The sequence below is a fragment of the Aromatoleum diolicum genome, assembly GCF_012910955.1.
GTDB lineage: Bacteria > Pseudomonadota > Gammaproteobacteria > Burkholderiales > Rhodocyclaceae > Aromatoleum > Aromatoleum diolicum.
This window is the reverse complement of the sequence record NZ_WTVQ01000026.1, coordinates 24,541-50,705: the sequence shown is the minus strand read 5'-3', so window position 1 is coordinate 50,705 and position 26,165 is coordinate 24,541. Positions and strand designations below refer to the sequence as shown.

Genomic DNA, 26,165 nt, shown 5'->3' with positions numbered 1-26,165 from the left:
ACTCCTTCCATCGAATGAATGCAAACGCCACCCGAAGGTGGCGTCTGGATTGAATCAGACTAACGCGCGGGCGGGGACGCCCTGCCTTCAGATACGCTTGGCCAGTTCTGCGGCCTTGCCGGTATAGCTGGCCGGCGTCATGTCGAGCAGGCGCAGGCGATCGGCTTCGGGAATCGCCAGGCTGCGGATGAATTCCTGCAGCGCCTCGCGCGTGATGCCCTTGCCGCGCGTCATCGCCTTGAGCTGCTCGTACGGGTTCTCGATGCCGAAACGGCGCATCACCGTCTGCACCGGCTCCGCGAGCACTTCCCAGGCACCGTCGAGATCGGCCGCCAGGCGCGCGGGATCGGACTCGAGCTTGTTGAGGCCCCGCAGGCAGGAATCCAGCGCCAGCACCATGTGACCAAAGCCCACGCCCATATTTCGCAGCACCGTCGAATCGGTCAGGTCACGCTGCATGCGCGACACCGGCAGCTTCTCGGAGAAGTGGCGCAATACGCCGTTGGCGATGCCGAGGTTGCCTTCGGCGTTCTCGAAGTCGATCGGATTGACCTTGTGCGGCATCGTCGACGAACCGACCTCGCCCTCCTTCAGCTTCTGCTTGAAGTAGCCGAACGAGATGTACATCCAAAGGTCGCGGCAGGCGTCGATCAGGATGGTGTTGGTGCGCGCCATCGCGTCGAACAGCTCGGCCATGGCATCGTGCGGCTCGATCTGGATCGTGTAATGGTTGAACTCCAGCCCCAGCGATTCGATGAAGCTGCCGTTGAAACCTTCCCAGTCGAAATCGTCCCACGCCGACAGGTGCGCGTTGTAGTTGCCGACTGCACCGTTGAACTTGGCCGTCAGCGACACCGCAGCAATCGCAGCGCGTGCGCGGATCAGCCGCGCAGCGATGTTGGCCATCTCCTTGCCGAGCGTCGTCGGGCTCGCCGGCTGGCCGTGGGTACGCGACAGCATCGGCAGATCGGCCAGCTGGTGCGCAAGCGCGCGGAAACGTGCAATCACCTTGTCCAGCGCGGGCAGCAACACCGCATCGCGTCCTTCGCGCAGCATCAGCGCGTGCGAGGTGTTGTTGATGTCTTCCGAGGTGCACGCGAAGTGGATGAACTCCGACACCTTGGTCACTTCGGCGTTGTGACCAAGACGCTCCTTGAGCCAGTACTCCATCGCTTTGACGTCGTGATTGGTGGTCGCCTCGATGGCTTTCACCGCGGCACTGTCGGCCGGCGAAAAGTTCGCCACCACCTGATCCAACTCGGCCACGGTCGCCGCCGAAAACGGTGCGATCTCGGCCAGCCGGGGCTCGGCGGCAAGCGCCTTGAGCCAGGCAATTTCGACGCGGACACGGTTGCGGATCAGGCCATGCTCGGAAAAATGCTCGCGCAGTCCCGCCACCTTTTCATGGTAACGGCCGTCGAGCGGAGAAAGAGCGGTCAGGGGCGAAACGGACATAAGGGAATTTCCGGACAAAAGTGTTATTTTACCTTCTTGGGGCCGCCATCGAGCGTTTGCCAACGGTTCACCGCAGCGCCCCTTCCTGCCGCGTTCGTAGAGGCATGCCGCAAGCCCCGCAACAGAGAGACCAGGCAATGAGCGAATCGGAGAAATACCGTATCAAAGTCGAGGCCGTCGCCGAATTCGTCCCCGGGCAATCGGATCCGGACGAAGATCGCTACGTCTTCGCGTACCACATCACCCTAACCAACACCGGCAGCGCGACGGCACAACTCATCAGCCGTCACTGGATCATCACCGACGGTGCCGGCAAGGTTCAGGAAGTCCGTGGCCTTGGTGTGATCGGCGAGCAACCGCTGCTGGCGCCGGGCCAGCAGTTCACTTACTCGAGCGGTTCGGTGCTCGAAACGCCGGTGGGTACCATGCAGGGCAGTTACCAGATGGTCGCCGAGGACGGTCAGCGTTTCGACGCCGAGATCCCGCCCTTCGTGCTCGCAATGCCGCGCGTGTTGCACTGAGCGGTTCTTGCTGGCTCGGCACGCGTGCCTGTCACGGGACAGGTGCCAGGACCTTGCCCTGCATCAGGTCGGCGGGCAACAGCACCTGCACCGCTGTTCCCTTGCCCGTCGCTGACTCCAGATGAACGTGACCGTCGTAAAGATGGGCCATGCCGTGGACCACCGCGAGGCCCATGCCGGTACCACGCCCCACGTCCTTCGTCGTGAAGAATGGCTCAAACAAGCGTTCGCGGTGCTCCGGCGCGATGCCGGCACCATCGTCGCGAACGGTGATGGCGACATACTCACCGGAGAAATCGCGGCGACATGAAGCGCATGACTGCGTCCGATCGAAGAACACACGGCGCGCCGACAAACTGATCGTGCCCTTGCCATTGACCGCGTCGCGCGCATTGATCAACAGATTCAGCATGATCTGATGCACATGCGCGGGGTCGATCGACAAGGGCGGCAACGAGGCATCGATGTCGGCCACCACCGCAACCGTATCCGGCAGTGTCGCGCGCAACAGCCCCACCGCCTCGCGCCCGATGTCGTCGAGCCGCGTGAGACGCGGCTGCACGGCACCGCCTCGGCTGAAGTTGAGTAGTTGCTGGATGAGTTCACGTGCCCGCGCACCGGCGATGCGGATTTCCTCGATGTAGTGGATCACGCGCGGCAGGCGTCCGTCCTGCTTGAGCAAGCCTTCCGCGAGCTCGGAATATCCCAGGACCGCCACCAGCACATTATTGAAATCATGTGCGATCCCGCCGGCGAGGGTTGCGACGAGTTCCATGCGTTCCAGCCGCGCAACGCGCTCGAACAATGCATGACGGCGCCGCTCCTCCTCGCGCAACTGCGTGATGTCTTCCTTGAGCGCCACGAAGTGGCGCACTTCGCCGTGCTCGTCGCGCACCGGCGACACCGCCACCGCCTCGCGGATCAGCCGTCCGTCCCGACTACGATTCGATAGCTCGCCACGCCAGGTCTGCCCGGATAGGATCGTTCGCCACAACGTCGCGTATTCTTCCGGCGTCGTCTCGCCGGACTTGAAGATGCTCGGATTGGCACCAAGCAGTTCGGCTTCGGAATAGCCATAGGCCTTGCAGCAGGCCGGATTTACATATTCGATGCGCCCCCTGCGGTCGGTGATGATGACCGAGCAGCCCGACTGGGCAATCGCTTCCGCCAGCGTGCGGTTGCGCGCCTCACTCGCACGCAACGCCTCTTCTGCCCGCTTGATCGGCGTGATGTCGGCAAAGCTGGTTACCACGGCAGCGACCTTTCCCGTGCCGTCCAGCAGCGGCTGACTATTGGCCTGGATCCACACGGTCTCGCGCCCCGGGTGCAAAATGCCCATCACCACGGCCGTTTGCGGCTCCCCCGTACGCAGCGTAAACAGAGCCGGATGTTCCTCGACGGGGAGCGGGGAGCCGTCCTCGCGCACATATTCGAATGGCAGGCTTGTGAGACTGCGGCCCTTGAGCTCCGCGGCCGACAGACCAAGAATCTTCTTCGCCGCACGATTCGACGCCAGGATGCATCCCTCGCCGTCACGCACAACCATCCCTTCGAGCATCGCGTCGAACAACGGCCCCAGGTCACCCCGGTCTCGTGCCTCGCGCAGGAACTGCAGCTCAGTAGTCATCTTGGTCGCATTGGAGCATTTTCGTGATTATATGTTTTGCATAGCATCTCCAGCCACTTCGATATCAGAGTAATCGCGCGTGTGCGATTTACCATGCCGGGGAGCCGAAGCGTCCGCGCATCTCCATGGATAGCCGTTACAATTTCTTATAATTTACCGAACTGATCACGCATGCATACAACAACCCCGAGTGGATCGGTTTGTATTGTTGACGACGACGAGCAGGTACGCCGTTTTCTAGTTGAAGTGTTTACCAGTGTGGGCGTGAATGCCGACGCGTTTCCATGCGGGGAACGCTTCATGCAAACGTGGCGGCCCGTCGGGGCGACGTGTGTACTGCTGGATCTGTGCATGCCGCGAGTTACTGGATGCGAAGTCCACGATTGGTTGCGCGCGGCACACCCGCAGGTGCCGGTAATCTTCCTTACGGGGTTTGCCGACGTGCCGACTGCGGTGAGCGCGATGCGGCTCGGCGCCTTCGATTTTCTCGAAAAACCGTTCGATATCCAGCATCTCATCGAGCGCGCCCAGGATGCACTGAGGACGTTCTCGGGGCGAGCCGCGGGCGGGTGCGCGGCTAATGCGGCATGGCTGCGTACACTGACGCCCCGCGAGCGCGAGGTGCTCGACGGCATTGTCGCGGGAAGACGCAATAAGACCATCGCGAGCGAGCTCGGGATCAGCGAACGTACGGTCGAAACTCATCGCGCGAACATCATGCAGAAGTCCGGCACCCGCTCGGTAGCCGAACTGGTGGCGGTTGCCCTCGCGCACAACACAGGCCCCTGAAGACTCGGCAGCAGGAACACACATCGCTGCGATTCCCGTACGCCGCCAAATACGCCGTTTGGGGCAGCACCTTTGCTGCGCCATTCAGCTCGGACAATCGACGCTCGCGCGAGAAACCGCAGGACAGTCGCGAGCCGCTACGATCACTCCAGAAAACCCGTATCCCGCAGCGCCGCAGCAATGCCGTGCATCGCTTCGGTCGCGGACATCCGCAGGGATATCCCGAAATCGGCAGCGGTTTTCGCCTCGCTAGTATTGATACGGATGATCGGACACCCCTGGGACTCGCCGAACAACCGCACTGTCGGAACGCCGGTTCCGGCCCCGATCTCGAGCACGAGCAGGCGATCCACCTTGGCACGCCAAACGTCCAGCCGTGAACGTTGCTCACGCGTACGTGCGTCGATCCACCCCCAGTCACCAAACATCAGAATGTTCGGTCGCGCCAGCCGCTTGCACCACGGACAGCCCGGCAAATCACCGATGAGCAGGCAAGAGTCCTCGTCGATCTCAGGCGAAAATTTATCCGCAGACCAGACGTCATTCATGCAGCCGTCGGCGCATTGCAGGTAATGAATCGACCCGTGGCACTCGCACACCCGCAGCGGGTCGAAACCTGCCTTCTGGAAGTGACCGTCGACATTGCTGGTGAAGACGAACGCAGCTTCGGGCAGGTGGCGTGCGATTTCCTGCAATACCCGAAATGCCGGCCCGGGTTCGGTTTCGCGGTACATCTTCAGCCTGTGGCCGTAAAAGCCCCAGGCCAGGCGGGGATTGCGCACAAATGCGGACGGGTTCGCAATGTCCTGGAAGTGCATGCGCGCCTGCCCGAGCGCCGGATACGCTCGCCACATGCCTTCACTGCCGCGAAAGTCGGGCAGTCCGGAATCCACGCCCAGCCCCGCGCCAGCGGTGATCAGCAACCCGTCCGCGGCGCCAATGAGCCTGGCGCAGCGCGCGAACTGTTCGGATGAATCGAGACTGCCCGGGATCTGACTCACGATATTTCCTCTGCCAAGCTTCGCAACCCGCACCGCGCTGGAGTCGGAACACGCAACGCACTTCGGGTTGCCCGCCAGGATGTTCGAGGTGACAATCACGCCCGCGTTGCTGCATCCACGACCAAACAGGTTCTGGAATGCGGTTTTCGATCCATTTAGCCATATACCGGCGACTACTGACATGAAAAAACTGACGACGATACTGATGATGTCCTTGACGGCGGGCGCACTGCTGTCGGGTTGCGGAAAGAACGACAGCGCCCAGCCTGCCAAACCCGAAGCCACACCCGCACCCGTCGGGGTGGCGAGCAAGATCGTCGTTGGCCTGGACGACAACTTCCCGCAGATGGGTTTCCGCGACGCGCAGAACCAGCTCGTCGGGTTCGATATCGACCTCGCCAGGGAAGCCGCCAAGCGTCTGGGCGCCGAAGTGGAATTCAAGCCGATCGACTGGAGCGCCAAGGAAGCCGAACTGAACGGCAAGCGCGTGGATGCGCTGTGGAACGGCCTGACGATTACCGAAGAGCGCAAGCAGAACATCGGCTTCACCGCGCCCTACATGGAAAATCGCCAGATCGTCGTGGTCGTCGCCAGCTCGCCGATCAAGACCAAGGCCGATCTCGCCGGCAAGGTCGTTGGCGTGCAGGACGGCAGCAGTGCCGTTGATGCCGTGCAAAAGGATGCGGCGGCAAAGTCGATCAAGGAACTGAAGAAGTTCGCTGACAACGTCACCGCGCTGATGGACCTGACAACGGGCCGGCTCGACGCCCTGGTGGTCGATGAGGTGGTCGGTCGCTACTACACGGCCAAGAAGCCCGGCGAGTACCTTGTGCTGGACGAAAATTTCGGCACCGAAGAATACGGTGTCGGCACGCGCAAGGACGACACCGAACTTCTCGCCAGGCTGCAAAAAGCCATGGACGAGATGAAGCAGGACGGCACCGCCGCCCGCATCTCCACACAGTGGTTCGGCAAGGATATCGTCAAGTAAGACCTGCCCCCCGTCACCCGCCGGGCGACGCGTCGCCGGCGCTTTCACTGAACATCTTGTTCCAGCCGGATCGGCCGGCAGCTAGCCGCCGCCGGTTGTGAGGCAGGTCGCATGAATTATGTAATCGACATTCTCGGCCCACTACTGGAGGGAACGACGGTCACGCTGAAGATGTTCTTCGTGACCATCGCGCTATCCGTTCCGCTCGGGCTGTGCCTTGCCTTGCTGCGCATTTCGCGTTTCCGCGTGATCGCCGGCCTGGTCAATGGCTACATCTGGCTGATGCGCGGCACACCGCTGATGCTGCAGCTGCTGTTCATCTATTTCGCCCTGCCCTTCGTGCCGATCATCGGTATCAAGCTGCCGGATTTCCCTGCGGCAGTGGTGGCCTTCGCACTCAACTACGCGGCCTATTTTGCTGAAATCTTCCGCGCCGGCATTCAGTCCATCGACCGCGGACAGTACGAAGGCGCCAGAGTACTCGGCCTCTCCTACGCGCAAACCATGCGCCGCATCGTGCTACCGCAGGTCATCAAACGCATCCTGCCGCCAACGAGCAACGAAACCATCACGCTGGTCAAGGACACCTCCCTGATCTATGTGCTCGCTCTCAACGACCTGTTGCGCGCCGCACGCAGCATCGTCCAGCGCGACTTCACCATCACGCCTTTCGTAGTCGCCGCCGCCTTCTACCTGGCCATGACCTTGATACTGACCTGGGGCTTCCAGCGTCTGGAGAAACGGTATGCCGTCTACGATGAATGATCCGATGATCCACGCCGAAAACATCCACAAGCGCTTCGGTGCGGTGGCGGTGCTCAAGGGCGTATCCCTGCAGATGCGCAAGGGCGAGGTGATCGCCGTCATCGGCCCCTCGGGCTCGGGTAAGAGCACCTTCCTGCGTTGCCTCAATCACCTGGAAACCATCGATCAGGGCCGCATCGACATCGAAGGCGAGACGATGGTAACCACCAGCGCCGAAGGTGCCTGCCACTACGTACCCGACGCCGAGGTGCGCCGCATCTGCCGCAAAATGGGCATGGTATTCCAGCAATTCAACCTGTTTCCGCACCTGACGGTGTTGCAGAACATCATCGAAGCGCCCATCACCGTCAAAGGCATGCGGCGCGAGGCGATCATTCCGAAAGCGGAAGAACTGCTTCGCAAGGTCGGACTGCTGGAGAAACGTGACAGTTACCCGTCACGGCTGTCCGGCGGGCAGAAGCAGCGTGTCGCGATCGCCCGGGCACTGGCGATGGAGCCGGACATCATGTTGTTCGACGAACCCACCTCGGCACTTGACCCCGAACTCACCGGAGAAGTGCTGCGCACCATGCGTCAACTCGCGGACGAGCACATGACGATGCTGGTCGTGACGCACGAGATGGCCTTCGCACGCGAGGTGGCGAGCCGCGTGGTCTTCATGGACCACGGTGAAATCATCGAGGCACGCCCGGCTGCGGAATTCTTTGCCACCCCTGAGCACCCGAGGACTCGCGCGTTTCTGGAGAACGTGTTGTAAGCGGCGCGGACGCCGAACAGCCCCCTACAGGCACAAAAAAACCCAGTAAATCATTGATTTACCGGGTCATTCAGAACGACATCGGATGACTCCGGTCGCTTAGCTGCGGTAGTCGGCGTTGATTTTCACATAGTCGTAGGAAAAATCGCAGGTCCACACCGTGGCCTGCGCCTCGCCGCGGCCGAGGTCGACGCGCACGGTGATTTCCGCTTCCTGCATCACCCGTGCCCCATCCTCCTCGCTGTAGCTCGCGGCACGACCGCCATGCTCGGCGACCATCACCTCCTCGCTCGCGCTGCCCAGCCACACGCGCAGGCGGCCGACATCGAGGTCGTCGATGCCGGCGTAACCGATCGCGGCCAGGATGCGGCCGAGGTTGGGGTCCGACGCGAAAAATGCCGTCTTCACCAGCGGCGACTGACCGATTGCGTAGCCAACCTTGCGGCACTCGCTGCGATCCGCCCCCCCCTCGACGGCGATGGTCATGAACTTCGTCGCCCCCTCGCCATCACGCACAATGGCCTGCGCCAGGCGGATCGAAACGTCGACCACTGCATCGCGCAGCGTCCGGTAATCGGCACTTTGCGGATCATTGATCTCGGCGTTGCCGGCCTGGCCCGTCGCGATGACAATAAAGGAGTCGTTGGTCGAAGTGTCGCCGTCGATGGTGATGCTGTTGAATGACAGGTCTGCGGCCTCCTTCGCCAGCGAATCGAGCAGCGGCTGGACAATCGCGGCATCGCACGCGAGGAAACCGAGCATCGTCGCCATGTTCGGCTTGATCATGCCGGCCCCCTTGCTGATGCCGGTCAGCGTAATCATGCGTCCGCCAATCTCGACCTGGCGCGACACCGCCTTCGCCAGCGTATCGGTCGTCATGATCGCGTGAGCCGCGTCGAACCAGCCATCGGCACGCAGATTCGCGTGGGCGGCCGGCAAACCGGCAACGAGGCGCTCGACCGGCAGCGGCTCGAGGATCACCCCGGTCGAGAACGGCAGGACTTGCGCGGGGTCAATACCCAGCAGACGCGCCACTGCAGCGCACGTCGTATTGGCGTTTTCGAGCCCGTCCTGCCCCGTGCCGGCATTCGCAACGCCGGTGTTGATCACCAGCGCGCGGATATCGCCGCCCGGCAAATGCTGTTTGCACACTTGCACCGGTGCCGCGCAGAAGCGATTGAGCGTGAATACTCCTGACACGCGGCTGCCCGGCGCCACTTCGATCAGCGTGAGGTCGCGCCGGTTGAGTTTGCGGATTGCCGCTTCGGCAACGCCCAGGCGCACGCCGGGAACCGGATTCAGCGCCGAGGGCTGCGGGGTGGAGAGATTAACGGACATGGCAGTTCTCCATTAGACAGGGTAAGGGCCACGCGGGCCATCTAGGGTTCGTTGAGCGGGGTATTCGATTCGAGTGCGCGCAAGCGCCCCGGCTCACTGACTGCGGCGGGATGACGAAGCGGCGGTCACCGCCAGCGATACCTGCTGGGCAAACAACTGGAAAGCCTCGAAAGTCTCGTCATCGATGCCACGCGCGGGGTTGAGCCGATCCGCATAGAAAAGGCCGATCGGCCGCCCCTGCACCAGGATGGGGGCAACGCACGCAAGGCTCGCGTTGGTAACCAATTGCAGACGATCGATGCGCAACCCGGGTGGATTGCGCCCCGGCTCGAAACGCAGCGCGCGCGGATGGCGGAAAAACTCGTTGAACAGATCACCGGGAGTCTGATCGAGCGAAAAGATGAAGCGCTGGCGTAGCGCCTCGGCGCCCGTCCCCAGCGCAGTCTTGCCGATCAGTTGCAGGCGGTTCTGCGACAGCAACCCGAACAGCACCCGGTCGAAACCGACGCCACGGTAGATGCCTTCGAGCACCAGTTGCAGGATTTCATTGAGATTGGCCCCGGCTGCGATGCGCCCGGAAATTTCACGCAGGATCTTGAGCTGCAGTTGCGGGTCCGGCTCGAGCAAGTCCTCCACGAGGACGGGCTCCACCTCCTCGACGTCCAACTCGGCTGCCGGCCCGGCCAGCGGAATTTGACGCCCGGCTTCCGCGCCACCGAAATAGCCGGCAATACGTGCAGCTTCGACACTGTTGGCGGCCAGATCCTCACGCAGCGCTTCCGGTGACACCCCGACAAAGGTAGCCAGTTCGCCGATCAACTTGCAGGTACCGGGGGCATCCCAGCCATTTTCGGCTTCTGCAGCAAGTCGCTGGCCATACAGGATCGCCTGCTCGGTCGGCGCCACGCGACTGCTGCCCTCGAGCACCGACTGAAGCAATGGGCCAAGCTTCCACTCGCGTGCGAGGCCCAGCGACAATTGCCGCAAGCGGAAGCCCAGCACACTCATCTGTGCTTCTTCGGCAGTCTGCCCGCCGGCATTCAGTTCCGCATCGAGACGCTGAGCCTGCGTGCCGCCAAAGCACCAGAACGCCATTTCGCCGACGCGTGACAGCAGCGCAGCGATGAACACTTCTTCGCTGCGTCCATCGTGTCGCATCACCGACAGCGAGCGTGCCTGCACCGCAGCGTGGAAACCTCGCGCCATTTCAGTCACCACGCGCTGACGCACGCCACCCGCGAGCAATGCATCGATCACCCGGATTGCGACGGCAATTTCCGCCACCGCATTGAAGCCCAGCACCACGATCGCGCGGCTGATGGTGCTGATACCGTGTCGTGCCGGGTTATACAGCGCGCTGTTGGCAAGCTTGAGCACCTTCGCGGTCATCGCCGCGTCTTGCAGGATCGCCTGCGCCAGACGACCGGTAGACGCCTTGTCATCTTCGGTGACGGAGTGAATCAGCGCAACCGTGGCGCCCAATGCGGGCATTTCCTGATCGCGAATATGCGCGACCCACTCGCCCAGCGCCCGCGGCTCACGCGTACCGGGAGCAGGCGCTTCGCCCGGCACGCCGAGCTCCAGCTCCGGGAACAGTGCCGACCCCGCTGGCGCGCGCCGCGCGGCCGGATCAATGGGTTTCGCCATATCCCGAATCCCTTGATGCAGACCCGCAAACGGCCCACAAGGGGCCGTTCGCATCTTGCTGGCGGAGTTTTTCGCTGCGCATTGCGCCTTAACTCAGTCTGCCATGGCAGTGCTTGTACTTCTTGCCGGAACCGCAGGGGCATGGATCGTTGCGCCCCACCTTCGGTCCGACATTCGCAACGGCCACACCGCCATCCTGCTCCGCCGCGGCTGCCGCACCCAGCGCCTCGTCGTAATCGGCATGGTGGTACTGAATGTTGTCCAGCTCCGGCGGCACTTCAGCTGCCTCAAGCTGCGCTTCGGTGCGAACCTGGACCGTCATCAGCAGCTTGGATACGTCGCTGCGCACCGTGTCGAGCAGGGCTTCGAACAACTCGAACGCTTCGCGCTTGTACTCCTGCTTGGGATTCTTCTGTGCGTAACCACGCAGGTGGATTCCCTGGCGCAGATGGTCCAGCGCCGCCAGATGTTCGCGCCAATGCGTATCGAGGCTCTGCAACATCACGTCGCGCTCGAATTTGTGCCACGCGTCGCCATCCACCTGTGCGGTCTTGGCCGCGTATGCCTCGTCGGCGGCCGTCAGGATGCGCTTGAGGATCGCTTCGTCGTCGAGGTTCGCCTCGGCCCTGATCCATTCACCGACCGGCAGGCGCAACTGGAACTCCGCCGCAAGCGCAGTTTCGAGGCTGGGGATATCCCACTGCTCCTCGACACTGTCGACGGGCACGTACAAGCGGAACGCATCGTGCAGCACCCCCTGGCGCATGGCATGGATGGTCTCGGAAATATCCTCGCTCTCCAGCAGCTCGTTGCGCTGCTGGTAGATCACCTTGCGCTGGTCGTTTGCAACGTCGTCGTATTCGAGCAACTGCTTGCGGATGTCGAAGTTGCGTTGCTCGACCTTGCGCTGCGCCGATTCGAGCGAACGCGTCACCATCGAGTGCTCGATCGCCTCGCCCTCGGGCATTTTCAGGCGCACCATGATCGCGTTCAGGCGCTCGCCGGCGAAGATTTTCATCAGCGGATCTTCGAGCGACAGATAAAAGCGCGAACTGCCCGGATCGCCCTGCCGCCCGGCGCGTCCGCGCAGCTGGTTGTCGATGCGGCGCGATTCGTGACGCTCGGTGCCGATGATGTGCAGGCCGCCCGAGGCCAGGACCCGCTCATGCACCGTCTTCCACTCGTCGCGCATCGCGGTGATGCGCTCATCCCGCTGTCCGGCAGTGAGCGTCTCGTCGTCGCGAATCGCCGCGACCTGCCTTTCGATGCTGCCACCGAGCACGATGTCGGTACCACGACCCGCCATGTTGGTGGCGATCGTGATCACGCCCGGACGGCCGGCCTGGGCTACGATCTCCGCTTCGTGCTCGTGTTGCTTGGCGTTCAGCACCTGGTGCGGCAGCTTGACGCGGTTCAGTTCGGCCGACAGGAATTCGTTGATCTCGATCGAGGTCGTGCCGACCAGAACCGGTTGGCCGCGCTCGACGCACGCACGGATGTCGGCGGTCACCGCATCCCACTTTTCCTTCGCCGTGCGGTAGACCTTGTCGTTCTCGTCCTTGCGCAACATCGGCCGGTTGGTCGGCACCACCACCGTTTCCAGGCCGTAGATCGAGTGGAACTCGAAGGCCTCGGTGTCCGCGGTGCCGGTCATGCCGGCGAGCTTGCCGTACATGCGGAAGTAATTCTGGAAGGTGATCGACGCCAGCGTCTGGTTCTCCGCTTGGATGCGCACGCCCTCCTTGGCTTCGACCGCCTGGTGCAGGCCATCCGACCAGCGCCGCCCGGCCATCAGGCGGCCGGTGAATTCGTCGACGATCACCACCTCGTTGTTCTGTACGACGTATTGCTGATCCTTGAAATACAGTGCATGTGCGCGCAGCGCCGCATACAGGTGATGTACGAGCAGGATGTTGCCCGGATCGTACAGGCTGGTCCCTTCGGCCAGCAGCCCCATGCGGGTGAGGATCTGCTCGGCGTTCTCGTGCCCCTGCTCGGTGAGCAGCACCTGGCGCGCCTTGAGATCCAGCGTGAAATCACCCGGCTTGGTGACGTCGTCCCCTTCGCCTTCCTGTTGCGTCAGCATCGGCGCGACCTGGTTGAGCTTCAGATACAGCTCGGTATGGTCTTCGGCCTGGCCGGAGATGATCAGCGGGGTACGCGCCTCGTCGATCAGGATCGAATCGACCTCATCGACGATGGCGAAGTTCAAGCCACGCTGAACCCGCTCGCCGAGCGAATACACCATGTTGTCGCGCAGATAGTCGAAGCCGAATTCATTATTGGTGCCGTAGGTGATGTCCGCCCCGTAGGCTGCCTGCTTCTCGTCGTGCGCCATGCGCGACAGGTTGCAGCCGGTGGTCAGCCCGAGGAAGCCATAGATGCGCCCCATCCAGTCCGCGTCGCGGCTGGCGAGGTAATCGTTCACCGTGATGACGTGCACGCCCTTGCCCGTCAGCGCATTCAGATAGGCCGGCAGCGTCGCCACCAGCGTCTTGCCTTCGCCAGTGCGCATCTCCGAGATCTTGCCATTGTGCAGCACCATGCCGCCGATCAGCTGCACATCGAAATGGCGCATGTTGTGCACGCGCTTGGCCGCTTCGCGCACCACGGCGAACGCTTCCGGGAGGAGGCTATCGAGAGACTCGCCGCCCGCGGCGCGCTCCTTGAATTCGACGGTCTTGCCGCGCAGTCCCTCGTCTGAAAGCACGGAAATTTCCGGCTCCAGCGCATTGATCGCGCGAATGGTCTGGGAGTATTGGCGGATCAGGCGGTCGTTGCGACTACCGAAAATTTTCTTGAGCAGGCCGGAAATCATGAGGGTGTTTGGTCGGTCGATTCGGCAAAGGCAGGAGTTTAGCATGCTGGCCGCAAGCACCCGAACCGGATGCTGCATGGAGATGGGCGAGATGTGGACGACAAAAAGACCGCACGCAATCGGCAAGGGCTTGCCGCGCCACCCGACGACACCTACCATCAGACACTGCAACCCGAATCAGGCAAGACGATGACCCAGCTTATTCAGCGTTACCTCGGCACCGGCGATGCGCTCGCGCGGCTGAAGGACCACGCCGGACGCCTGATGCGGCTGCAGAACCTGCTCGAACAGCACCTGCCCCCTGCGCTGACAGCGGCCTGTTCGGTTGCCAATTTCAAGGGCGACACGCTGGTGCTACTGGCGCACGGCGGCGCGGTGGCCGCCCGCCTGAAGCAGATTGCGCCCAGTCTGGTCCAGCAGTTCGCCGCAGCAGGGCTGCTGATCAAGACGATTCAGGTCAAGGTGAAAGTCATTGAGGAACACGAAGCCGCGCCTGCGCCGACTCAGCGTACCTTGTCCGAGGCGGGCAGCCAGAGCCTGACGGAATTCAGTTCGACGCTACCGGAGGGATCGCCACTGCGTGAGTCACTCGAGCGACTCGTCCAACGCAGCCGTCGCAGTTGAACGCCCTATGCGAACGGGACAAACACGCGCTCGAGGGCGAACAGCGCGAGAAAGACAAAGACGATCACGAGCCCGGAGCGGAAGAAATTCCATGCCCAGCGGCGATACCGCGGATTGCCGGTCAGCATCCACGCGACGAGCGATCCACCGACGCCGATCAGCGCCAGAATTGCGAACAGGCGGATCACCACCATGACCGGTATCGCTCAGGTCGCAGCGACCAGATCGAACTGGTGGCTCACCGCCGCCGGGGTCTCGGCTGATTGCTCGAACGTCACGATTTCCCATGCCGACTGGTCTTCGAGCAGCACGCGCAGTACCTGGTTGTTGAGGGCATGGCCGGCCTTGTGCGCGCTATAGCTGGCAAGCAGTGGATGACCGCATAGATAGAGATCGCCGATCGCGTCGAGCACCTTGTGCTTGACGAACTCATCCACATAACGCAGCCCTTCGGTGTTGAGGACGCGATACTCGTCCATCACGATGGCGTTATCGAGGCTGCCGCCCAGCGCGAGGCCGTTGGCGCGCATGAACTCGACATCCTGCATGAAGCCGAAGGTGCGCGCACGAGCCACGTCCCGCACGTAGGACTGCTCGGCAAAATCCACGGTGACACTGGTCGAGGTCTTGTCGATCGCCGGGTGATTGAACACGATCGAAAAACTCAGGCGAAAACCGTCATAGGGCTCCAGCCGCACCCACTTGTCGTCCTCACGGTATTCGACCGCCTTCTTGACCCGCAGAAAGCGCTTCGGCGCCTTCTGCTCCTCGATGCCGGCCGACTGCAGCAGGAACACGAAGGGCCCCGAGCTGCCGTCAAGGATCGGAATCTCCGGTGCATCGACGTCGACGTGCAGATTGTCGATCCCCAGCCCGGCGAGCGCAGACATCAGGTGCTCGACCGTACCCACCTTGGCACCACCCCGTTCCAAGCCCGAACACATGCGCGTGTCGCACACGGAATAGGGATCGGACGGCAGATCGACCGGCGGGTCGAGATCGACGCGGTGAAACACGATGCCCGTATCCGGCGCAGCCGGACGCAGCACGAGCTGGACCTTGCGTCCGCCGTGCAGACCCACGCCCGTGGCCTTGACGATCGATTTGAGGGTACGCTGCCTGATCATTGTTAACTTCCCGTTTCAGGGCAACAGTTTAACACGCACCCGGGACGCACCGGAGCACCTGGGGTTGCAGCGCAACATGCAACAGACAATTGTCACCCGTGCGCCGGGCGCTGAACGAATCGTGACGGCATTGAGGAAGGCCGTTCGGCTGGGCAAAAAAATGACGGGCGCCCGATGCCGACCGGAGGCGACGGTCTGCATCGGGCGCCCGTTTTGGGGCGAGGAGATTTACGCTCAGTCGGCCTGTTTTCGCAGGAAGGCCGGGATGTCGTAGGTACCCATGCCGTTGGCACTCATCGCTTCGACGGCGGTGCGGCGACCGCTGCGCATCACTGCGGGCACATCCAGGTTGTTCATGTCGATACCCATGGACGGGCCATAGGTGCCGGTCCCCTGAACGACCTGCATCACCGGCTGGCGCGCGGAACGCGGCACACCCAGTCCGGTGGCGACGACGGTGACGCGCACGCGGTCCTCCATCGATTCGTCGAACACGGTGCCGTACTTGACGAAGGCTTCGGGCGCGGCGAAAGCCTGCACGGTCTTCACGGCGTCGCGCACTTCGGACATCTTCAGCGAACGACTGGCGGTGATGTTGATCAGCACGCAGCGTGCGCCGGACAGTTCGGTGCCTTCCAGCAGCGGGCTCACCGCGGCCTGCTCGGCAGCGATGCGGGCGCGGTCCATGCCCGAGGCCTCGGCCGACCCCATCATCGCGCGTCCCATCTCGCCCATCGCGGTGCGCACGTCCTGGAAGTCGACGTTGACCAGGCCCGGCACGTTGATGATCTCGGCGATACCGCCAACGGCACTGCGCAGCACGTTGTCGGCGGAGCGGAAACATTCCTCGAAGCCGGCGTCGTCGCCGTACACTTCAAGCAGCTTGTCGTTGAGGACGATGATCAGCGAATCGACGTAACGGGTCAGTTCCTCGACGCCGCTCTCGGCCACGCGCAGGCGGTTTTCGAAGTCGAACGGCTTGGTCACCACGGCAACCGTCAGAATGCCCATTTCCTTGGCGATCTCGGCCACCACCGGAGCCGCGCCAGTGCCGGTGCCGCCCCCCATGCCGCCGGTGATGAAGCACATGTGGGCGCCGTCGAGCATTGCTGCGATCGCTTCGCGCGAATCCTGCGCCGCGGCACGGCCCGCTTCGGGCTTGGAGCCCGCGCCCAGCCCCGAGCTGCCGAGCTGGATCTTGTTCGGCGCGAGGCAGCGACTGAGCGCCTGCGCGTCGGTGTTGGCGACGATGAACTGTACGCCCTGCACCCCTTCACGGATCATGTGATCGACGGCATTGCCGCCAGCCCCACCGACACCGACCACCTTGATGATCGTGCCAGTCTGCTCCTTCTCAACGATTTCAAACATTTGCCTCGCCTCCTGGGAAACAACCCATACCATGCACCAAGCAGCCGCCAAGCCTATATTTAGTAATAACTTTGAAGTCTACAACTAAATAAGGGATTCAGCACAACCACTCATTCAATTTGGCTGAACAACCGCGCCATCCGGTCAAAAATTCTTTTCAAACCACGCTTTCATGCGCCCGAAGACCTGACGCACGCTGCGTGTTTCGCGCGCCAGGATGCCCCGGCGACGCTGTGCAAAACCTTCCATCACCAATCCCATCGCTGTCGCATAACGCGGATGGCACACCACATCCGCCAGCCCACCGGCGTACTGCGGCGCACCAACCCGCACCGGCATGTGGAACACTTCTTCGCCGAGTTCGACCATTCCGAGCATCACCGAGGATCCGCCGGTGAGGACGATGCCGGACGACAGCAATTCCTCGTAACCGCTGCGGCGCAGTTCGGCCTGCACCAGTTCGAACAGCTCCGACACGCGCGGCTCGATCACGTCGGCGAGACGCTGGCGCGACAGCGGGCGCGGCGGGCGATCGCCGACGCCGGGAACCTCGATCATTTCGTCGGGATCGGCCAGGGTGTGCATCGCGACCCCGTGACGAATCTTGATTTCCTCCGCTTCGGAGGTCGGGGTGCGCAGCGCCATCGCGATGTCGTTGGTGATCTGGTCGCCGGCTACCGGCAGCACCGCGGTATGACGGATCGCACCGTGGGTGAACACCGCAATGTCGGTGGTGCCGCCGCCGATATCGACGAGACACACGCCCAGATCCTTCTCGTCCTCGGTCAGCACCGCATAGCTCGAGGCCAGCGGTTGCAGGATCAGGTCCATCACTTCGAGGCCGCAGCGGCGCACGCACTTGATGACGTTCTGCGCCGCCGACACCGCGCCGGTGACGATATGCACCTTGACCTCGAGCTTCACGCCGCTCATGCCGATCGGCTCTCGCACGCCGCCCTGCCCGTCGATGATGAATTCCTGGGTCAGGATGTGCAGGATCTGCTGTTCGGCCGGGATAGGCATTGCGCGCGCCACCTCGATGACACGCTCGACGTCCATCGGCGTGACTTCCTTGTCCTTGATCGCGACCATGCCGTTGGAGTTGAAGCTTTTGATGTGGCTGCCGGCGATCCCGGTGTAGACGTCGCGGATCTTGCAGTCGGCCATCAACTCGACTTCCTGGATCACGCGCGAAATCGCATCCACCGTGGCCTCGATATTCACCACCACACCGCGCTTGAGACCGCTGGTGGGTTGCGTGCCGACACCAACGACGTTCAGTCGCCCGTCGGGGCGCGCCTCGGCCACCATGCAGGTGACCTTTGCTGTGCCGATGTCGAGCCCGACGATCAGGTCCTTGTATTCCTTGCTCATTGCTTGCCTTTCGCTGCTTTGACGTCCCCCACGGGGGTGAGGGCGAATCCGCTCGGATAGCGGAGGTCCGCTACCGCCACCTGTACTCCAATCCTTTCGCTCGCCTGCGGCCAGGCACGGACGAAGCGCACCAGCCGCTCGCTGATCGGCGCCTTCTCCTGATCGCGGCCCAGTACGATCACCATGCCGTCGTCGAGTTTGAGCTGCCACGCTTCGCGTGCCGACAGCACAAGGCTCACTAGCTTGCGCCCCAAGGGCTCAAGCACGGCGTCGAATTCTCGATGCTTCGCCTGCAGATACGCCGCCGATCCCTGCGGACCTGAGAACGAAGGCATTTCGGCGTTGCTCGCGGCCACAAACACTTCGCCCTGGTGATTGACGAGATGGGTTTCACCGCTGTCGGAGACGGTCCAGTAGGCAACGGCCTGATGTTCCTCGAGGCGCAGTTCGAGCACGTCGGGCCAGCGCCGCCGCACCTCGGCGCGCCGCACCCACGGGAGCTTCTCGAACATCTCGCGCACGGCTTCGAGATCCACCGAGAAGAAATTACCGCGAATGGCCCTGCGCGCAACGTATTCGAGCTGCGCCGTAGTGACCTGCGCCGGCGGCGTCAACACGACGACCTCGCGCAGCGGGAACAGCGGCCGCGACAGGAACCACACCACCAACGCATATCCGAGCGCGACAGCGGCAAACAGCATCAGCACATCGGAAATCAGATTCAACACCCCCGGGCGATGCCACACCCCTTCCCTTTCGCGCGCGCGAGCGGGGTTCCGGCCTGCGCCGGACACGCCCTGGGCGATCGGGGAAAGGGAGCGAAAATCAGCCAAGGCGCGCGTCCTCAAGAATCGCCAGGCACAGCTCGGTGAATCCCATGCCCGCAACCTTTGCCGACATCGGCACCAGCGAGTGACCGGTCATGCCCGGCGAAGTGTTCATCTCGAGCAAATACGGGCGACCATCGGCGGAGAGGATCAGGTCGGCACGCCCCCAGCCACGGCAACCGAGCACCTGTGCGCTCTTCATAACCAGCGCCTGCAGCGCTGCCTCCTGCTCCGCGGGCAGGCCGCTCGGGCACAGATAACGGGTATCGTCGGTGAAATACTTGTTCTGGTAGTCGTAGTTACCGCCGGGCGCTTCGATGCGGATCAGCGGCAGTGCACGGTCACGCAGAAACGGCGCGGTCAGTTCCGCCCCGGTGATGAATTCCTCGGCGATCACCAGGTCGTCGAAACGCACGGCGAGTTCCCATGCGGCCTTCAGCTGAGTGGCCTGGGTGACCTTGGTGGCGCCCATGCTGGAGCCTTCGTGCACCGGCTTGACGAAGATCGGCAGGCCGAGATCCGCGACCACGGCATCCCAGTCGGTGTCGGCATTCAGGATCGCGTAGCGCGGCGTCGGCAGGCCGCAAGCGGCCCACACCATCTTGGTCCGCCACTTGTCCATCGACAGAGCGGACGCCATCACGCCACTGCCGGTGTATGGAATCTTGAGTAGTTCCAGCATGCCCTGCACGGTGCCGTCCTCGCCACCTCGGCCATGCAGCGCGATGAACGCACGGTCGTAGCCCTGTTCCTTGAGAATGTGCAGATCGAGTTCGGCCGGATCGAAGCCGTGTGCATCCACGCCGGCCGCGCACAGGGCTGCCAGCACCGCGTTGCCGGACATCAGCGACACATCACGCTCCGCGGACGTACCGCCGAGCAGCACCGCAACCTTGCCGAATTTTCCGTTCGCGATCTTGCCGCTCGCGTCGCCCGTGCTTGTCACACCAGTTCCTCGTTGTTTGCCAGTTTCCCGGGCACGCCGCCAATCGAGCCGGCACCCATCGTGATTACCACGTCGCCATCACGCACAGCCGACAGGATCGTCGCCGGCATCTCGCCGATGTCCTCGACGAAGATCGGTTCGACCTTGCCTGCGACACGAATCGCCCGCGCCAGTGAGCGACCGTCGGCTGCGACGACCGGTTGCTCGCCTGCCGCGTAGACTTCCGCGAGCAGCAGCGCATCGACGGTCGATAGCACCTTGACGAAGTCCTCGAAGCAGTCGCGAGTGCGCGTATAGCGATGCGGCTGGAAGGCCAGTACCAGGCGCCGACCGGGAAAGGCCCCGCGTGCCGCGGCGAGTGTCGCCGCCATCTCGACCGGGTGGTGACCGTAGTCGTCGATCAGCGTGAAGCTGCCGCGCTCACTGCCATCGTCATTGCGCAGCGCCACTTCGCCGTAGCGCTGGAAGCGCCGGCCTACGCCCTTGAAATCCGCCAGCGCCTTGATGATCGAGGCATCCGGCACCTGCACCTCGGTCGCCACGGCGATCGCCGCCAGCGCGTTGAGCACGTTGTGCAGACCGGGCAGATTCAGTTCGATCGGCAGGCGGCTGATCGTACCGTTGACGCGCACCGCATCGAACAGCATCCGGCCGCCTTCGGCACGGATGTTTTCGGCGCGGATGTTGGCTGTCTCGGAGAAGCCATAGCGCACGATCTGTTTCGACACCAGCGGCATGATCGAGCGCACGTGGGGATCGTCCTCGCACAACACCGCCACGCCGTAGAACGGCAGATGCTGCAGGAAATCGATGAAGGCCTGCTTGAGTCGCGCGAAATCGTGCCCGTAGGTGTCCATGTGATCGGCGTCGATGTTCGTCACCACCGAAATCACCGGCGTCAGCAGCAGAAAAGACGCATCGGACTCGTCCGCTTCGGCGACCAGGAAATCGCCCTTCCCAAGCCGCGCATTGGCACCGGCGGCGTTGAGCTTGCCGCCGATGACGAAAGTCGGGTCCATGCCACCTTCGGCGAGAATGCTGGCCACCAGCGAGGTCGTCGTGGTCTTGCCGTGCGTGCCGGCGATCGCGATGCCCTGCTTGAGGCGCATCAATTCGGCCAGCATTTGCGCGCGCGGCACCACCGGCACATGGCGCGCACGCGCGGCAACCACTTCCGGGTTGTCGTTGCGCACCGCGGTCGAAATCACCACCGCGTCAGCGTCGGCAACGTTTTCGGCGGCATGGCCGGATACCACGCGCGCACCCAGCGCATGCAGACGCCGGGTCGCTGCGTTTTCGCCCAGGTCGGAGCCGCTTACGGTGAACCCGAGGTTCACCAGCACCTCGGCGATGCCGCTCATGCCGGCGCCGCCGATACCGACAAAGTGAATGCGTTTGACTTTGTGTTTCATTCCTTCCTCCCGGCCGCGAGCGCCTCACAGACCTGCGCGACCGCCTCGGCCGCACGCGGCTTCGCCAACGCACGTGCCTTGCAGGCCATTTCAAGCAGACGTGCGCGATCCAGACTGGCGAGGATGCCCGCCAGCCGTTCGGCATCGAGTTCGCCCTGTGGCAGCAGGTAAGCCGCGCCCTGATCGGCGAGAAAACGGGCGTTGCCGGTCTGGTGATCGTCCACCGCGTGGGGGTAAGGCACCAGCAGGCTTGCGGCGCCGACCGCGGCAAGTTCGGCCACGGTGAGCGCCCCGGCCCGGCAGATCACCAGGTCGGCCTCGGCATATTTCGCCGCCATGTCGTCGATGAAGGGCAGCAACTGGCCCTCGACCCCTGCGCCGGCGTATGCGGCACGCAATGCGTCGATCTGCGTCGCGCCGGCTTGATGCGTGACGACAGGACGCACATCCGGACGCATGCGCGCGAGTGCCACCGGTACAGTTTCATTCAGCACTGCCGCGCCGAGACTGCCGCCGACCACCAGCACTTTCAGCGGGCCACCACGCCCGGCGAAACGTTCGGCAGGCGGCGCCACTGCAGCGATGTCGGCGCGCACCGGGTTGCCGACCCAGCCCGCTTTCTTCAGGGTTTTCGGAAATCCGGACAGGACGCGATCGGCAACGCCGGCAAGCACACGATTCGCGAGCCCGGCGACCGAGTTCTGCTCGTGCAGCACCAGGGGACGCCCAAGCAGCGCGGCCATCATTCCGCCGGGAAAGGTCACGTAGCCGCCCATGCCGAGTACGACATCCGGGCGGATACGACGCAGTTCGCCCAGCGCCTGCCAGAAACCGCGCAGCAGGTTGAGCGGCAGCAGCAGCTTGCGCAGCAAGCCCTTGCCGCGCAGGGCCGAAAAGCGCACCCACGCGGTTTCGTAACCCTTTTCGGGCACGATGCGCGCCTCCATCCCGTCCGGACTCCCCATCCAGACGATGCGCCAGCCCTGGCTGCGCAATTGTTCCGCGACTGCAATGCCCGGGAAGATGTGGCCACCAGTACCGCCTGCCATGACGAGCAAGGTCTTCATGAGCGCCCCCGCATGACTTGCCTGTTCTCCCAGTCAATCCGGAGAACTATGGCGATCGCGAGGCAGTTGGCGACGATCCCCGATCCGCCGAAGCTCATCAGCGGCAGCGTCAGGCCCTTGGTGGGCAGCAGGCCCATATTGACGCCCATATTGATGAACGACTGCACGCCGATCCACAGGCCGATGCCCATCGCCACGAGGCCGGAAAAATATCGCTCCAGCTTGATTGCCTCGCGCCCGATCAGCATGGCGCGATGCACGAGGATCGCGAACAGCACGACGATCGTCAGCACGCCGACCAGGCCAAGCTCCTCGGCGATCACGGCGAGCAGGAAATCGGTATGGGCCTCCGGCAGATAGAACAGCTTCTCGACGCTCGCGCCAAGCCCGACACCGAACCATTCGCCGCGGCCGAAGGCAATCAGCGCGTGCGAGAGCTGGTAGCCCTTGCCGAAGGCGTCCTGCCACGGGTCCATGAAGCCGAACAGACGGTCGCGCCGGTACGGCGACAGCCACACCAGCAAAGCCAGGCCGACAAGTGCCACGAGCGCAAGCAGCACGAAAGCGCGCACGTTGATGCCGCCGAGGAACAGGACGCCGAACGCGATCGCAGTGATGACGACGAAGGCGCCGAAATCAGGCTCGCGCAGCAGCAGGAAGCCGACCAGCACAATGGTTGCCGCCATCGGCAGGAAGCCACGCCGGAAGCTGCCCATGTCGGGAAGCTTGCGCACGGTGTAGTCGGCCGCATACAGCGCGGCAAACAGCTTCATCAGCTCAGACGGCTGCAGATTGATCGGTCCCAGCGGCAACCAGCGTTGCGCACCGTTGACCTCGCGTCCGACCCCGGGGATCAGCACCACGACCAGCAGCACCAACCCCGCCATGAAGAGCAAGGGTGCGAACTGCTGCCACTGTCGCATCGAGATCTGGAAGGCCATCAGACCGCCCGCCACGCCGATGGACAGGAACAGCGCATGGCGGAGGACGAAGAAGTGCTGCTGATAGCCTGTAAAGCGGCTCCCCTCGGCAATCGCGATCGACGACGAATAGACCATCACCAACCCGATCAGCAAGAGCCCCGCCGCCGACCAGATCAACAAGGGATCAAGATCGCGCGCGGACTCCGCGGGACGCATCAGCCGATTGACGGCACGACTCGTATCTGCGCCGACACCGCCGCGAGCACCAAACATTCCGGACAGGGCGCTGACGAATTTCATGCCGCGCTCACCCCCGGCAGACGACGCACCGCAGCGATGAACACTTCGGCGCGGTGGGCGTAATTGCGAAACATGTCGAGGCTGGCACAGGCCGGCGACAGCAGCACGGCATCGCCCGGCTGCGCGAAATCGGCGGCACGAGCGACGGCAACATCGAGGTCGGCGGCGCGTTCCGTCGGAACGCCTGCGCCGCTGAGCGCCGCATCGATCAGGGCGGCATCGCGACCAATCAGCAGGACCGCACGGGCATGGCGTGCGACGGCGTCCCGCAGGGGCGAAAAATCCTGCCCCTTGCCGTCGCCACCGGCAATCAATATGACCCGCCGGCCCAAACCTTCGAGGGCAGCGAGCGTTGCGCCAACATTGGTACCTTTCGAATCATCGTAGAACACCACGTCATCGCCGCGCCTGGCGACCGGCTCGACACGGTGCGGCAGGCCGCGGAAGTCCTTCAAGCCGGCCAGCATCGCGGCCATGGGCAAGCCGATGGCCCGCCCCAGCGCCAGCGCAGCGAGCGCATTGGCCGCGTTGTGGGCGCCCGCGATGTTCAGTTCGCCGACGCGCAGCAGATGCTCGTTACCGCATGCCAGCCAGGCTTCCCCCGCCGCATCGACAGCGATCCCGTAATCGTCCGGCAGCCCCGGCGCATCGGTGCCGAACGACACCACGCGGCGCCCCGGCGCGGCCATCGCCTGCACTCGCGCGTCCTGGCGGTTGAGCACCTGCACACCATCACCAGCAAAGATGCGCGCCTTCACGGCGGCGTAGGCGGAGAGGTCGCCGTGACGGTCGAGGTGATCGTCGGTGATATTGAGCACCGTCGCGGCATCGACGTTCAGCCCTTCGGTCGTTTCGAGCTGGAAGCTCGACAGTTCCAGCACCCAGCATTCAGGCAGCGCTTCGCCGCGGTCGAGCCGTTCCATCAGCACCGTCAGCGCGGCCGGGCTGATATTGCCGGCAGACACGGCATCGAGACCGGCAGCCCGGCACAGTGCCGCCGTCAGCGCAGTGGTCGTGGTCTTGCCGTTCGTTCCGGTGATGGCAAGCAGACGCGTGCGTGCGCGAACACCCAGCCGTTCGAGTGCTTCGGCGAACAGCGTCATCTCGCCCGCGACCTGAATGCCACGCTGCCTCGCTTCGGCCAGCAGGGGCACACGCGAGTCGATACCCGGACTGAGGGCGATGCGGTCGATGCCATCCAGCAGGTCGTCGGAAAAATCGCCCAGCACAATCTCGGCTGCAGGCACCGTGGTCTTCAACTGGGTCAGCCCCGGCGGCTCACCGCGGCTGTCGGCGACGCGCACGCGCGCGCCCTGGCGCGCACACCACTGCGTCATCGCGAGGCCCGATTCACCGAGCCCGAGCACCAGCACGAAGTTGTCGGGTCGAGCATTCATCGGAGTTTGAGCGTCGACAGGCCGAACAGCACCAGCATGATGGTGATGATCCAGAAGCGGACGACGACCTGGGTTTCCTTCCATCCACCCAGTTCGTAGTGGTGATGCAGCGGCGCCATGCGGAAGATGCGCTTGCCGCCGCTGTACTTGAAGTACAGCACCTGCACCATCACCGACAGGGTTTCGGCGACGAACAGTCCGCCCATGATGAACAGCACGATTTCCTGACGCACCACGACGGCGACGGTTCCGAGCGCCGCACCCAGCGCCAGCGCCCCCACGTCCCCCATGAAGACTTCCGCCGGATAGGCGTTGAACCACAGGAATCCGAGTCCGGCGCCGGCCAGTGCGCCACAGAACACGGCGAGTTCGCCGGCGCCCGCGATATAGGGCACGCCAAGGTACTTCGAGAAACCGGCATGCCCCGCGACATAGGCGAAGATTGCGAGCGCACCGGCAACCATGACGGTAGGCATGATCGCCAGGCCATCCAGGCCATCGGTCAGGTTAACCGCGTGGCTGGTGCCATTGATCACGAAGTACGACAGAGCAATGAAGCCGAAGACACCCAGCGGATACGACACCGCCTTGAAGAAGGGCACGATCAGTTCGGTCTGCGCCGGATCGCTGGCGGTCACACCAAGGAATATCGCCGCAACCAGAGCAATCAGCGAAGTCCACAAGTATTTCCAGCGGCTGGGCAAGCCCTTGGGATCGCGATGCACCACCTTGCGCCAGTCATCCACCCAGCCAACTGCGCCGAAACCGAGGGTTACGAGCAGCGTCACCCAGACGTAGTGATTGCGCAGGTCGCCCCAGAACAGGGTCGTCACCGCGATCGCGATCAGGATCAGCGCACCACCCATGGTCGGGGTGCCTGCCTTGGTGAGGTGCGACTTTGGACCATCATCGCGCACCGCCTGGCCGATTTTCTTCGCGGCAAGCCAGCGAATCAGCGAAGGGCCGAACACGAAAGAGATCAGCAATGCGGTCAGCGCCGCCAGAACTGTGCGCAGCGTGATATAGCCGAACACATTGAAAGTACGGATATCCTGACCCAGCCAAAGGGCGAGTTCGAGCAGCATGGA

23 protein-coding genes are annotated in these 26,165 nt (G+C 63.4%); 6 read left to right on the top strand and 17 right to left on the bottom strand.

Annotated features, from left to right (window positions below):
• Window positions 1-87: 87 nt before the first annotated feature.
• Window positions 88-1,455, bottom strand: coding sequence for an adenylosuccinate lyase (gene purB, locus GPA25_RS15290; protein ID WP_169261274.1), 1,368 nt, complete (start codon window positions 1,453-1,455; stop codon window positions 88-90).
• 137 nt (window positions 1,456-1,592) lie between these two features.
• Here purB and apaG point away from each other — a divergent pair, with 137 nt between their 5' ends.
• A complete protein-coding gene (gene apaG / locus GPA25_RS15285) occupies window positions 1,593-1,976 on the top strand; it encodes a Co2+/Mg2+ efflux protein ApaG (protein ID WP_169261273.1) in 384 nt (127 codons plus the stop codon).
• A gap of 31 nt (window positions 1,977-2,007) precedes the next feature.
• On the opposite strand, the gene GPA25_RS15280 is transcribed toward apaG, so the two are convergent.
• Window positions 2,008-3,603: a PAS domain-containing sensor histidine kinase gene (locus GPA25_RS15280; protein ID WP_169261272.1), complete on the bottom strand. Its 1,596-nt coding sequence runs from the start codon at window positions 3,601-3,603 to the stop codon at window positions 2,008-2,010.
• 171 nt (window positions 3,604-3,774) lie between these two features.
• Between GPA25_RS15280 and GPA25_RS15275 the strand changes: the two genes are divergently transcribed.
• Entirely contained in the window at window positions 3,775-4,392 is a 618-nt protein-coding gene (locus tag GPA25_RS15275; protein ID WP_169261271.1) for a response regulator transcription factor, read from the top strand.
• A 143-nt stretch (window positions 4,393-4,535) separates the two neighbouring features.
• Here the strand turns inward: GPA25_RS15275 and GPA25_RS15270 are convergent, their stop codons facing one another.
• On the bottom strand, window positions 4,536-5,384 hold the full coding sequence (locus GPA25_RS15270) for an SIR2 family NAD-dependent protein deacylase (protein WP_425486397.1): 849 nt from the start codon (window positions 5,382-5,384) through the stop codon (window positions 4,536-4,538).
• A gap of 310 nt (window positions 5,385-5,694) precedes the next feature.
• Here GPA25_RS15270 and GPA25_RS15265 point away from each other — a divergent pair, with 310 nt between their 5' ends.
• The 3 genes from GPA25_RS15265 to GPA25_RS15255 all read left to right on the top strand — a co-directional run bounded on the left by GPA25_RS15265 (window position 5,695) and on the right by GPA25_RS15255 (window position 7,906).
• A complete protein-coding gene (locus GPA25_RS15265; RefSeq protein WP_343034952.1) occupies window positions 5,695-6,384 on the top strand; it encodes an amino acid ABC transporter substrate-binding protein in 690 nt (229 codons plus the stop codon).
• Window positions 6,385-6,495: 111 nt separating this feature from the next.
• Window positions 6,496-7,149, top strand: a complete 654-nt coding sequence (locus GPA25_RS15260) for an amino acid ABC transporter permease (RefSeq protein WP_169261269.1) — start codon at window positions 6,496-6,498, stop codon at window positions 7,147-7,149.
• Window positions 7,150-7,153: 4 nt separating this feature from the next.
• The gene (locus tag GPA25_RS15255; protein WP_169261293.1) at window positions 7,154-7,906 is read left to right on the top strand and encodes an amino acid ABC transporter ATP-binding protein; all 753 of its coding nucleotides are present in this window, start codon (window positions 7,154-7,156) and stop codon (window positions 7,904-7,906) included.
• Between the two features lie 99 nt (window positions 7,907-8,005).
• On the opposite strand, the gene argJ is transcribed toward GPA25_RS15255, so the two are convergent.
• From argJ to secA, 3 genes are all read right to left on the bottom strand, one after another.
• Complete coding sequence (argJ, locus tag GPA25_RS15250; RefSeq protein ID WP_169261268.1) at window positions 8,006-9,244, bottom strand: bifunctional glutamate N-acetyltransferase/amino-acid acetyltransferase ArgJ; 1,239 nt, start codon at window positions 9,242-9,244, stop codon at window positions 8,006-8,008.
• A 93-nt stretch (window positions 9,245-9,337) separates the two neighbouring features.
• Window positions 9,338-10,891, bottom strand: coding sequence for an HDOD domain-containing protein (locus GPA25_RS15245; protein ID WP_169261267.1), 1,554 nt, complete (start codon window positions 10,889-10,891; stop codon window positions 9,338-9,340).
• 88 nt (window positions 10,892-10,979) lie between these two features.
• Window positions 10,980-13,709, bottom strand: a complete 2,730-nt coding sequence (gene secA / locus GPA25_RS15240; RefSeq protein WP_169261266.1) for a preprotein translocase subunit SecA — start codon at window positions 13,707-13,709, stop codon at window positions 10,980-10,982.
• Between the two features lie 93 nt (window positions 13,710-13,802).
• Here secA and GPA25_RS15235 point away from each other — a divergent pair, with 93 nt between their 5' ends.
• Entirely contained in the window at window positions 13,803-14,333 is a 531-nt protein-coding gene (locus tag GPA25_RS15235) for a DciA family protein (RefSeq protein ID WP_343034951.1), read from the top strand.
• A 5-nt stretch (window positions 14,334-14,338) separates the two neighbouring features.
• Here the strand turns inward: GPA25_RS15235 and GPA25_RS15230 are convergent, their stop codons facing one another.
• The 11 genes from GPA25_RS15230 to mraY all read right to left on the bottom strand — a co-directional run bounded on the left by GPA25_RS15230 (window position 14,339) and on the right by mraY (window position 26,162).
• Window positions 14,339-14,527: a hypothetical protein gene (locus tag GPA25_RS15230; protein ID WP_169261265.1), complete on the bottom strand. Its 189-nt coding sequence runs from the start codon at window positions 14,525-14,527 to the stop codon at window positions 14,339-14,341.
• A 12-nt stretch (window positions 14,528-14,539) separates the two neighbouring features.
• Window positions 14,540-15,460 (bottom strand): UDP-3-O-acyl-N-acetylglucosamine deacetylase, encoded by a 921-nt coding sequence (gene lpxC / locus GPA25_RS15225; protein WP_169261264.1) that lies wholly within the window; start codon window positions 15,458-15,460, stop codon window positions 14,540-14,542.
• A gap of 234 nt (window positions 15,461-15,694) precedes the next feature.
• Complete coding sequence (ftsZ, locus tag GPA25_RS15220; RefSeq protein ID WP_169261263.1) at window positions 15,695-16,831, bottom strand: cell division protein FtsZ; 1,137 nt, start codon at window positions 16,829-16,831, stop codon at window positions 15,695-15,697.
• A gap of 144 nt (window positions 16,832-16,975) precedes the next feature.
• A complete protein-coding gene (gene ftsA / locus GPA25_RS15215) occupies window positions 16,976-18,205 on the bottom strand; it encodes a cell division protein FtsA (RefSeq protein ID WP_169261262.1) in 1,230 nt (409 codons plus the stop codon).
• The gene (locus GPA25_RS15210) at window positions 18,202-19,038 is read right to left on the bottom strand and encodes a cell division protein FtsQ/DivIB (RefSeq protein WP_246265739.1); all 837 of its coding nucleotides are present in this window, start codon (window positions 19,036-19,038) and stop codon (window positions 18,202-18,204) included. The genes ftsA and GPA25_RS15210 overlap by 4 nt, the downstream gene beginning before the upstream one ends.
• Complete coding sequence (locus GPA25_RS15205) at window positions 19,031-19,978, bottom strand: D-alanine--D-alanine ligase (RefSeq protein WP_343034950.1); 948 nt, start codon at window positions 19,976-19,978, stop codon at window positions 19,031-19,033. Before GPA25_RS15205 ends, GPA25_RS15210 begins: the two co-directional genes overlap by 8 nt.
• Window positions 19,975-21,390 carry a UDP-N-acetylmuramate--L-alanine ligase gene (gene murC, locus GPA25_RS15200; RefSeq protein ID WP_169261261.1) on the bottom strand — a complete coding sequence of 472 codons (1,416 nt, stop codon included), beginning with the start codon at window positions 21,388-21,390 and terminating at the stop codon, window positions 19,975-19,977. Before murC ends, GPA25_RS15205 begins: the two co-directional genes overlap by 4 nt.
• Window positions 21,387-22,457: an undecaprenyldiphospho-muramoylpentapeptide beta-N-acetylglucosaminyltransferase gene (gene murG / locus GPA25_RS15195; RefSeq protein WP_169261260.1), complete on the bottom strand. Its 1,071-nt coding sequence runs from the start codon at window positions 22,455-22,457 to the stop codon at window positions 21,387-21,389. The genes murC and murG overlap by 4 nt, the downstream gene beginning before the upstream one ends.
• Window positions 22,454-23,680 carry a putative lipid II flippase FtsW gene (gene ftsW / locus GPA25_RS15190; RefSeq protein WP_169261259.1) on the bottom strand — a complete coding sequence of 409 codons (1,227 nt, stop codon included), beginning with the start codon at window positions 23,678-23,680 and terminating at the stop codon, window positions 22,454-22,456. Before ftsW ends, murG begins: the two co-directional genes overlap by 4 nt.
• The gene (murD, locus tag GPA25_RS15185) at window positions 23,677-25,077 is read right to left on the bottom strand and encodes a UDP-N-acetylmuramoyl-L-alanine--D-glutamate ligase (protein ID WP_169261258.1); all 1,401 of its coding nucleotides are present in this window, start codon (window positions 25,075-25,077) and stop codon (window positions 23,677-23,679) included. The genes ftsW and murD overlap by 4 nt, the downstream gene beginning before the upstream one ends.
• On the bottom strand, window positions 25,074-26,162 hold the full coding sequence (mraY, locus tag GPA25_RS15180; RefSeq protein ID WP_169261257.1) for a phospho-N-acetylmuramoyl-pentapeptide-transferase: 1,089 nt from the start codon (window positions 26,160-26,162) through the stop codon (window positions 25,074-25,076). Before mraY ends, murD begins: the two co-directional genes overlap by 4 nt.
• Window positions 26,163-26,165: the final 3 nt, after the last annotated feature.